The organism is Streptomyces sp. WM6386, assembly GCF_000972385.1.
In the GTDB taxonomy this organism is placed as follows: domain Bacteria; phylum Actinomycetota; class Actinomycetes; order Streptomycetales; family Streptomycetaceae; genus Streptomyces.
In genome coordinates this window covers 55,940-65,755 of record NZ_JXTE01000053.1, presented here as the reverse complement: position 1 = coordinate 65,755, position 9,816 = coordinate 55,940, and the positions used below count along the sequence as shown (strand labels likewise).

7 protein-coding genes are annotated in these 9,816 nt (G+C 73.5%); 1 reads left to right on the top strand and 6 read right to left on the bottom strand.

The features are described 5' to 3' along the window. Window positions 1–555: 555 nt before the first annotated feature. Window positions 556–753 carry a hypothetical protein gene (locus TN53_RS28350; protein ID WP_046261531.1) on the bottom strand — a complete coding sequence of 66 codons (198 nt, stop codon included), beginning with the start codon at window positions 751–753 and terminating at the stop codon, window positions 556–558. Window positions 754–987: 234 nt separating this feature from the next. Next, entirely contained in the window at window positions 988–1,227 is a 240-nt protein-coding gene (locus TN53_RS28345; protein ID WP_046261530.1) for a hypothetical protein, read from the bottom strand. 196 nt (window positions 1,228–1,423) lie between these two features. Between TN53_RS28345 and TN53_RS28340 the strand changes: the two genes are divergently transcribed. Then, window positions 1,424–2,755 carry a serine/threonine-protein kinase gene (locus tag TN53_RS28340; RefSeq protein WP_199924662.1) on the top strand — a complete coding sequence of 444 codons (1,332 nt, stop codon included), beginning with the start codon at window positions 1,424–1,426 and terminating at the stop codon, window positions 2,753–2,755. A 4-nt stretch (window positions 2,756–2,759) separates the two neighbouring features. On the opposite strand, the gene TN53_RS28335 is transcribed toward TN53_RS28340, so the two are convergent. The 4 genes from TN53_RS28335 to cobT form a co-directional block, all read right to left on the bottom strand. Beyond that, window positions 2,760–3,152, bottom strand: a complete 393-nt coding sequence (locus TN53_RS28335) for an NUDIX domain-containing protein (protein WP_046261528.1) — start codon at window positions 3,150–3,152, stop codon at window positions 2,760–2,762. A gap of 7 nt (window positions 3,153–3,159) precedes the next feature. Further along, window positions 3,160–3,978, bottom strand: a complete 819-nt coding sequence (locus TN53_RS28330; RefSeq protein ID WP_046261527.1) for a TrmH family RNA methyltransferase — start codon at window positions 3,976–3,978, stop codon at window positions 3,160–3,162. A gap of 64 nt (window positions 3,979–4,042) precedes the next feature. Beyond that, entirely contained in the window at window positions 4,043–5,275 is a 1,233-nt protein-coding gene (gene cobA, locus TN53_RS28325; protein ID WP_046261526.1) for a uroporphyrinogen-III C-methyltransferase, read from the bottom strand. Window positions 5,276–5,421: 146 nt separating this feature from the next. Beyond that, complete coding sequence (gene cobT, locus TN53_RS28320; RefSeq protein ID WP_046261525.1) at window positions 5,422–9,588, bottom strand: nicotinate-nucleotide--dimethylbenzimidazole phosphoribosyltransferase; 4,167 nt, start codon at window positions 9,586–9,588, stop codon at window positions 5,422–5,424. Between the last annotated feature and the right edge of the window lie 228 nt (window positions 9,589–9,816).

The following is a 9,816-nucleotide window of genomic DNA, read 5'->3' as shown; positions in this document are numbered from 1 at the left end:
GACGCGGGTTGCTCCGCAGGGGCAGGGGGTGGTGTGGGAGTGGGCCCTGGCCTTGACTCGGGCGGTGAGCTCGGAGAGCAAGGGGGTGGTGGTCACGGGGCTCCCTGGGGGGGTGGTGCGTTGTCTGGTCGTGAGGGTACGGGGGAGGCGTGGGGTGGCCGTCGGGTGCTCGGTGCTGCGGGCGGTCTCGGGCTTTTCTCGCCCCCGCCGCCCCTACCCGTCCCGTCCTCCAGGGGCGCTGCCCCTTCGACCCCGGTCCCTGGGGGCTCCGCCCCCAGACCTCCGTCGGCCCCGAAAGGGCCTCGTCCTCAAACGCCGGACGGGCTGAAAGATGCCGGGACCGGCGTTGAGAGATGCGGTCCCCCGCGGGTGGGGACGCCGACGGGCTGAAAAGGCAGAGGCCCAGCCCGTGCAGATCCTCGTTCGGGCACAGCAATGCCGGCGCAGCTCCCCAGCTGCGCCGGCATTTGTGCCGTCCGCCGCACCCCCGTCCCCACGGGGTTTCATGGGTGGATGTCCCCGCCCGGACCGCTCTTCCGGGCCTGGGGTCGCCGCTCAGCGCCCCAGCATCACGCCCACGGACGACGCTTGTGTGGCCACTGTCTCCCAGCCGTCGAAGACGAGGAGGAGCAGGGCCGCCAGGGGAAGGGCCATGAGTGTCGCCACCAAGGGGTGGCGACGGCCCTGCCGGCGGGGGTGGAGCGCAGTGCGCTCCTTGGTGCGGATCATCGTCCGCGGTGCCGTGTGGGCCATGGTCCCTCTCCTGACCGTTCTGCGTTGTCTTTGGCAGCGGCGGGTGTCTGACCTCGGGGGACGAGTGCTGCACCCGCCGCTTGACCTCAAATCTAGGCGGACGGCGCCCGCCGCACGTCATGCCCTCGTACCGATTGGCGGGCCTCCCGGAGGATGAGCCATGACCTGGGGAGTACTCCCCAGGGTGGAGACGAGGACCTAGGTCTCCGGGTCTTCCCGGAGGGGGTGCCCGGACTATCCCGCTTTCTCCGAGCCGTCCTCACGCGGCACCGGCTGCTCCACCAGCGCCAGGACCCGGGTCGCCATGAAGCGGGCCGTGCGAACGACGGAACCGCTGCGGGTGACTTCGCTCACTTCCACCACACCTCGGCGTACCGCTGTCTCCACCCGGCGGCCCGCCCTGCTCGCCACCACCTCGTATGTGCGCGTCGTGTCCCCTGCGTCCACGACTATCTCCACGCGATCACCCTTCACGGGTTCAATCCCCCTTCGACGAAAGGTGGTTGGGATCACCGGCAGAGCGAACCCACCCCGCTCTCCCGCTCCCTGACCACCCCTCAATTCTCCCACCCAGCACTGACAATCCATCGGGACGAGAGGGCGCGGCCTCTGCGCGCGGGCGGCCGTGGAAACGTAAGCTGTGGCTCGTCACACGGACCGGGCAGCGGGGATGAACATGGCGATGATGCGCCTGAGGCGCGAGGACCCGCGCGTCGTCGGCTCGTTCAGGCTTCACAGACGGCTCGGCGCGGGCGGGATGGGCGTCGTCTATCTGGGCTCCGACAAGAAGGGGCAGCGGGTCGCGCTGAAGGTGATCCGGCCCGACCTGGCGGAGGATCAGGAGTTCCGTTCGCGGTTCGCGCGTGAGGTCTCGGCGGCCCGGCGGATTCGCGGCGGGTGCACGGCTCGGCTCGTGGCCGCCGATCTCGACGCGGAACGGCCGTGGTTCGCCACGCAGTACGTGCCCGGTCCCTCGCTGCACGACAAGGTCGCCGACGAGGGCTCGCTGGGCGCGGCCGAGGTCGCCGCCATCGGGGCCGCCCTGTCGGAGGGGCTCGTCGCGGTGCATGAGGCGGGGGTCGTGCACCGGGATCTCAAGCCTTCCAACATCCTGCTGTCCCCCAAGGGGCCGCGGATCATCGACTTCGGCATCGCCTGGGCGACCGGGGCCTCCACGCTCACGCATGTGGGTACGGCCGTCGGGTCGCCCGGCTTCCTCGCGCCCGAGCAGGTGCGCGGTGCCGCCGTCACCCCGGCCACGGACGTGTTCTCGCTGGGGGCGACCCTGGCGTACGCCTCCATGGGTGACTCGCCCTTCGGGCACGGCAGTTCCGAGGTGATGCTGTACCGCGTGGTGCACGAGGAAGCGCACCTGGGCGGGGTGCCCGACGCGCTGGCTCCGCTTGTGCGTGCCTGTCTCGCCAAGGATCCCGAGGAGCGGCCGAGCACGCTCCAACTGTCGCTGCGGCTCAAGGAGATCGCCGCGCGGGAGGCTCAGGGGCTTGCTGACGTCCGGCCGCCCGCGCCGCGTGCGGGCGAGAGCGACCGGCCCACGGGACGGCTCGCCGAACCGAGCTATCCGGAGCAGCAGCGCGCCCAGCGCCGGCCGCAGGGGCAGGCGCCCGGACCCACTCAGCGCACTCCCGCGCCCCGCGGCACGTCCTCGCGCGGGCCCGCGCCGTCGCGGGGCGGGTCTCCGTCCCGGAGCGGGGCGCGGCCCACGCCCGCCTCACGGAACACGACGCGCTCCGGCAACCGTCCGGCGCCCCGCAGCGGCACCGGACGTCCGGGCCCCAGAACGACGGGGACGGGGCGACGGCCCGCCAATCCACGGCTGCTGCGTCAGCGGCTGTTCGTGTTCGTCGTGGTGACGCTGCTGGCGGCGCTCGGTATCGCCGCGGCCCAGGGATGTCAGGGGCCTGCGCGAGGGCTCGACGGCGACCGTGGTGTCGTACGCCATGAGCAGGTGCATGTGACGCCACCGGACAGGTCGGCCGACTAGCGGGTCACAGGCTCGGCAGGATCCGGTCGAAGAACTCCAGGTCCCCTTCGAAGATCGGGTCCAGGGCCGGGAACTCCGCCGGGGTGATCCAGCGGGCCTCGGCCACTTCCACGGGGTCGGGGACCACCTCGCCGTCGTCGGCGCGAGCGGTCCACCAGTGGAGGCGGAAGCGGCCGTCGTCGGTCTCGGACTCCCAGACCTTCGCGAGCGGTACGACGGTGAGGCCGACTTCCTCGCGTACCTCGCGGAGCAGCGCCTCCCGTTGGGTCTCCCCCGGTTCGACGCGGCCGCTGAGAGGTTGCCAGTAGCCGGGGCGGGCGATGGTGGGGCCGCGACGCACGACCAGCAGGCGATCGGCTCGGAGCAGGACCGCGACGATCGCCTCGCCCTGGGGCATCGGGCTCCTAGAGCTCGGGGCGGCCCGTGGCCACCGCGTAGAAGGCGACCGCAGCCGCCGCGCCGACGTTGAGGGAGTCGACGCCGTGGGCCATGGGGATGCGGACCCATTCGTCGGCGGCGACCAGGGCCTGGGTGGAGAGGCCGTCGCCCTCCGCGCCGAGCATCAGGGCGACCCGGTCCATCTTGTGGGGGCCGGTCTCGTCGAGGGTCTTGGCCTTCTCGTCCGGGGTGAGGGCGAGGAGGGAGAAGCCGGCCTCCCGGACGGACTCCAGGCTCTTGGGCCAGGTGTCGAGACGGGCGTAGGGGACCGAGAAGACCGCGCCCATCGAGACCTTGACGCTACGGCGGTAGAGCGGGTCGGCGCAGTCCGGGGAGAGCAGGACCGCGTCCATGCCGAGCGCCGCCGCCGAGCGGAAGATCGCGCCGATGTTGGTGTGGTCGTTGACCGACTCCATGACCACCACGCGGCGGGCGGTCTGGAGGAGGTCGGTCGCCGTCGGGAGCGGCTTGCGCTGCATGGAGGCGAGCGCGCCGCGGTGCACGTGATAGCCGGTGACCTGCTCGGCGAGCTCCGGGCTGACCGCGTAGACCGGGGCCGGGAGTTCGTCGATGACGTCGCGCATGACGTCGACCCACTTGGCGGACAGCAGCATCGAACGCATCTCGTACCCGGCGTCCTTGGCCCTTCTGATGACCTTCTCGCCCTCGGCGATGAACAGGCCCTCGGCGGGTTCTCGCTTGCGCCGCAGTTCGACGTCGGTCAGGCCTGTGTAGTCGCGCAGGCGCGGGTCGTCGGGATCCTCGACGGTGATGAGATCGGCCACAGGGTGATACTGCCTTGCTCTGGGTGCGGTGCCAACGGCTGGGTACGAGTTGGGTTACCCGGGGTTACGCGGACGGGTCCGGGCCGACCTTCACGACCTCGCCGATGACGATGACCGCCGGCGGCTTCACGTCCTCGCGCACGACCGTCTCGCCGACCGTCGCGAGGGTCGCGTCGACGCGGCGCTGGGCGGCCGTCGTGCCCTCCTGGACCAGGGCGACGGGGGTGTCCGCCGGCTTGCCGTGCGCGACGAGCGTCTCGGCGATCTTCCCGATCTTGTCGACGCCCATCAGGATCACCAGCGTGCCCGTGAGCTTGGCGAGCGAGGGCCAGTCGACCAGGGAGCGCTCGTCGTCAGGGGCGACATGGCCGCTGACCACCGTGAACTCGTGTGCGACACCGCGATGGGTGACGGGGATGCCGGCCGCGCCCGGCACCGAGATCGAGCTGGAGATGCCGGGGACGACGGTGCAGGGGATGCCGGCCTCGGCGAGAGCGTGCAGTTCCTCCATGCCGCGGCCGAAGACATAGGGGTCGCCGCCCTTCAGCCGTACGACGGACTTGCCCTGCCTGGCGTGCTCGATCAGGGCGTTGTTGATGGCCTCCTGGGCCATGAAACGGCCGTACGGGATCTTCGCCGCGTCGATCACCTCGACGTGCGGCGGGAGTTCGGCGAGCAGGTCGCGCGGACCGAGGCGGTCGGCGATGACGACGTCGGCCTCGGCGAGGAGGCGGCGGCCGCGGACCGTGATGAGGTCCGGGTCGCCGGGGCCGCCGCCGACGAGGGCGACGCCGGAGGTGCGGGTGCGGTGGTGGGGCGCCACCAGGGTTCCGTCGCGCAGACCCTCCACCACCGCGTCGCGGACGGCGGCGGTGTGGCGGGGGTCGCGGCCCTTGGCGTTCGTGGTGAGGACGGCGACCGTGACGCCCTCGCTGTGGCCGGTGGCCGGTGTCCAGGCCGTCGCCTGGTCGGCGTCGTCCGAGCGGACACACCAGACGCGGTGCCGCTCCGCTTCGGTGGAGGCCGCGGTGTTGGCCTGCGGGTCACTGGTGGCGATGAGGGCGTACCAGGCGTCGGCGAGGTCGCCTTCGGTGTACGGCCGCTTCTCCCAGGTGATCTCACCCGCGTCCGCCATCGCCTCGACCGAGGGGGTCGCTTCGGGGGACACGAGGAGGATGTCCGCGCCCGCTGCGATCAGTGCCGGGAGGCGGCGCTGGGCGACCTGGCCGCCGCCGAGGACGACGACCTTGCGGCCGGTGAGGCGGAGGCCTACGGGGTAGGCGGGGTTTTCGGCCATGAGGGTGCGGCTCCTCGTACGGGCGATGCGATGGGCGCTACGGCTGTGGAGCTGCCCTGACGTGCGGATTTTAAGCTGCGGATTCAGCGTACGGCGGGGGTGGGGGGCCCGCAGGAACGCCTGCCCCGACCACCCCCGGTTTCGGCCTACTTCTCGGTGACTCCCGCCGAGTCGAACGTCGCGACCTCGTGCATCGCGCGCGCGGTGCTCTGCACCAGGGGCAGGGCGAGCAGGGCGCCCGTGCCCTCGCCCAGGCGGAGGTCGAGGTCGACCAGGGGGCGCAGGCCGAGCTTGTTCAGGGCGGCCACGTGCCCGGGCTCCGCGCTGCGGTGGCCCGCGATGCAGGCCGCGAGGACCTCGGGGGCGATGGCACGCGCGACCAGGGCGGCGGCGCCGGCGCTGACGCCGTCCAGGATCACCGGAGTGCGCAGGGACGCGCCGCCGAGCAGGAGGCCGACCATCGCCGCGTGTTCGAAGCCGCCGATCGCGGCGAGTACGCCGACGGGGTCGGCCGGGTCCGGCTGATGGACCTCGATGGCACGGCGGACGACCTCGGTCTTGCGGGCGAGGGTCTCGTCGTTGATGCCGGTGCCGCGGCCGGTCACATCGGCCGGGTCGGTGTCCGTGAAGACCGAGATCAGGGCGGCGGACGCGGTGGTGTTCGCGATGCCCATCTCGCCCGTGAGCAGGGCCTTGTTGCCGGCCGCCACCAGGTCGCGGGCCGTCTCGATGCCGACCTCGATGGCCTGCTTGGCCTCCTCGCGGGTCATCGCGGGGCCGGTGGTCATGTCGGAGGTGCCCGCACGGACCTTGCGGGGCAGAAGGCCGGGGGTGGCGGGCAGGTCGGCCGCCACGCCGACGTCCACCACGCACACCTCGGCGCCGACCTGGGCGGCGAAGGCGTTGCAGACCGCGCCGCCACCGAGGAAGTTGGCGACCATCTGGGCCGTCACCTCCTGCGGCCAGGGGGTGACGCCCTGGGCGTGGACGCCGTGGTCGCCCGCGAAGATCGCGACGGCCGCGGGCTCCGGGATCGGCGGGGGGCACTGCCGGGACAGGCCCGACAGCTGCGCGGAGATGATCTCCAGCATGCCCAGCGAGCCCGGCGGCTTGGTCATCCGCTTCTGTCGCTCCCAGGCCTCGCCGAGCGCCTTGGCGTCCAATGGCCGGATCTGGGAGACGGTCTCGGCGAGCAGGTCGTGCGGCTCCTCACCGGGCAGCGCGCGACGGCCGTACGTCTCCTCGTGGACGACCCACGACAGGGGGCGGCGCTTGGACCAGCCGGCCTGCAGCAGCTCGGGCTCGTCCGGGAACTCGTCGACATAGCCGACGCAGAGGTAGGCGACGACCTCCAGGTGCTCGGGCAGCCCGAGGGAGCGGACCATCTCGCGCTCGTCGAAGAAGCTGACCCAGCCGACGCCGAGGCCCTCGGCGCGGGCGGCGAGCCAGAGGTTCTCGACGGCGAGCGCGGAGGAGTACGGGGCCATCTGCGGCTGGGTGTGCCGGCCGAGGGTGTGACGCCCGCCGCGCGTGGGGTCCGCGGTGACGACGATGTTCACCGGGGTGTCGAGGATGGCCTCGATCTTCAGTTCCTTGAACTGCTTGGCCCGGCCCTTGGGGAGGGACTTGGCGTACGCGTCGCGCTGGCGCATGGCCAGTTCGTGCATGGTGCGGCGGGTCTCGGCCGAGCGGATGACGACGAAGTCCCACGGCTGGGAGTGGCCCACGGACGGTGCGGTGTGGGCCGCCTCCAGGACGCGGAGCAGGACCTCGTGCGGGATGGGGTCGCTGCGGAAGCCGTTGCGGATGTCGCGGCGCTCGCGCATGACCTTGAGGACGGCCTCGCGCTCGGCGTCTTCGTAGGCGGGCGCGGCCGGGCCGGTGGACTGACGCACTTCTTCCACGGGGGCCGTGCTCTCTTCCTGATCCGCGCCCCGGGTGTCCAGGTCGTCGGCGTGCTGTACGAGTTCGGGGTCGCCGTCACGGGGGCCGGGGACGGCGGGGTGCTCCTCCGGCGGGAGGACGAGGGCCTGGGGCGGGGTCGGGGCGAGGTGCGGGGTCGTCGGCACCGAGCCCTCGACGGGGACGAACTGGCCCACGGGCTGCGGGGCCTGCGCGATCGGCTGGTCCTGGTCCACGAACAGCACCTGGGGGCCCGCGGGTTCGGCGACGAGCCACGGGGCGGGGGCCGGGTCGACCGGTGCGACGGGCACGGCCTGGAGGTCGTCGACGGGCGCGTCCGCCGGGGCGGTCACCGGCTGAGGCGCCTCCGGGACCGGCGCGGGGTCGGGGGCGTCGGCGAACTGCGGGGCGGCGTCGACGAGGACGGGCTGCCCGGTCTGCTCCTGCGTGACGTCCACGGGGGCGGGGGCGTCCTCCGGCTGCGCGAGCTGTTCGGCTACGGCAGCGGGCGGCTCCGGCTGCGCGGCGGCCTCCGCGTCCACGGGGTGCGGCGGCTGCTCCGCGTCGGTGGACTCGGGGGACGGCATGGGCGCGGGGGTCTCCAGGGCAGCAGGTTCGGGGGCCGGCTGGGGCGTCGGGACCGCGGCTTCGGCAGGCTCGGGAGCGGGCGCCGCAGCGGTGGCTTCAGGGGTCGGCACGGGCTCGGGGGCCAGTACGTTCTCGGGGGCCGGCACGGGCTCCGGTACGGCGGCCTCGGCCACGACGGGGGTGGGCACCGCGACCTGGCCGGCCTCGGGGCCTGGGGCGTCCGGGACCGGTACGCCCTGGAGTTCGGCGGGCTCGGCCTGGACGGCTGTCGGCTCGGCCACCTGGTCAGCCTCGGGGCCTGGGGCGTCCGGGACCGGTACGCCCTGGAGCCCGGCGGGCTCGGCCAGGACGGCTGTGGGCTCGGCGACCTCGGCTACGACGACGGGGGGCTCGGCGATCTGGGCGACCTCCGGACCGGATGCCTCCGGTTCCGGTACGGCCTGGGGCTCGGCGGGTTCGGGCGCGAGCGGCACCTCGGGGGTCTGCGCGAGGTCCGGCAGCGGCACGCCGGTCGGGGTCTGATCGGCGTCGGGCACTACGGCGGGAGCCGTGACCGGGGCGAAGTCCGCGACCTCTACGGCGTCCGGCACGGGAGCGGGGTCCGGTACCTCAACGGCACCCGGCACCTGGCCGGCACCGGCGGGGTCCTCGGCAACGGAACCCTGAGCGACGTCGGCGGCGTCCACGGCACCCGGGACCGGCCCGGCCTCCGGAACCGGGGCGGCGCCTACGTCCTGTCCGGCCTCACCGGCGGACTCGGGACCGTCGATCTGCCCGGCCGCGGGAGCTTCCCCGCCCTCCGGGGCGAACACCACGGCGGAACCGTCGGCGGCCTCCGGCACGATTCCGTCCGGCGTGTGTGCGGCGACCGGGATGCCGTTCGCCTCGGGCGCGTTCGCGGCCCCGGCCTCCGGGACCACCACGGGCCCCGGCACGTTCACATCGCTCTGAACAGTCTCGGCCCCCGGCGCGTAAGAATCTCCGGGGATGCCCTCGGCACCAGGGAACCCGTCGGCGCCCGGAATCCCGGCCACGGGAAGCCCCTCGGAGCCGGGAAAGCCCCCGGCTTCCGGCGCATGCTCGGCGACGACGGCCTCGCCGTACGCCTCCCCGGCGACCGGCACACCGTCGGTGCCCGCCATGACCTCGGCGTACACGTCCTCCTGGGGCTGCGGTACGCCGCTCGCCGCAACCGCCTCCGTCGCGGGACGGGCCACCGCGGCCTGCGCCGCGCCCGCCGGCTCGGCACCCTGTTCCGGCACCGGGACAACCGTTTCGGCAGCCGGGGCCATGGTGCCCACCGGGGTCGGGGCGCCCCAAGGGGCCGCGCCCTGCGGGGACATCTCCCGCAGCGGCTGCGGGACATCGAGGTACTCGGGGCCCGCGGTGGGCGGGCCCGACTGGCGGACCGGCGCACCCGCGGGGCCGCGGTCGGCGAGGGAGCGGACCGGGCTGGCGGAGGCGTCGGGGATGGGCGGGCCGAGGTGCAGGGGCCGGCGCGGGGTGATCGGCGGGATCGGCAGCGACGGGGCCGCCACCGGGTCGGGCGCGCGGACGGCACTGAGGTCGTGCGCGCCGCTGTCGCGGCCCGACATCTCGTGCGGACCGGGAGCGTGGACCGTCTCGACGACCGGCTCCGGGGCGGGTGGGGCGACCTCGTTGCCCCATGCACCCTGGGCGCCCGGCAGCAGCAACAGGTCTTCGTCCTCGGCGGTGGTCTCGGAGAGGTAGGTGTACGCACCGTGCGCGGGAACGCCCGGCTGTTCCACCATGCCTGCGTTCTCCGGCAGTCCCTCGCCCGGGACCTGGCCGGTGTCGGTCATGCGTACCCCTCGCCCATCGGTTAGTGCTTCTACGACCAGCTCACCGGGGACGGCGCACCGACCGCCCCCGCAGTGAAGAACGAGCGTGCGTGCCCAGCGGCACGAACGGCCCGCCGAGAAAGACGACAAAGCCATTAACTGGCATTGTCCCGGCCGTTCCCCCGTCGCGACAGCTTGATCCGCGACAGCCCGCTGTGGACTGCGCCACGTTGCGCGTCCTCCGGTTCT

Bases quoted from the DNA above. Each gene is read 5' to 3' on its own strand.
- TN53_RS28350 (WP_046261531.1), bottom strand. From the start codon at position 753: ATGGCCCACACGGCACCGCGGACGATGATCCGCACCAAGGAGCGCACT.
- TN53_RS28340 (WP_199924662.1), top strand. From the start codon at position 1,424: ATGAACATGGCGATGATGCGCCTGAGGCGCGAGGACCCGCGCGTCGTC.
- TN53_RS28335 (WP_046261528.1), bottom strand. From the start codon at position 3,152: ATGCCCCAGGGCGAGGCGATCGTCGCGGTCCTGCTCCGAGCCGATCGC.
- cobA (WP_046261526.1), bottom strand. From the start codon at position 5,275: ATGGCCGAAAACCCCGCCTACCCCGTAGGCCTCCGCCTCACCGGCCGC.
- cobT (WP_046261525.1), bottom strand. From the start codon at position 9,588: ATGACCGACACCGGCCAGGTCCCGGGCGAGGGACTGCCGGAGAACGCA.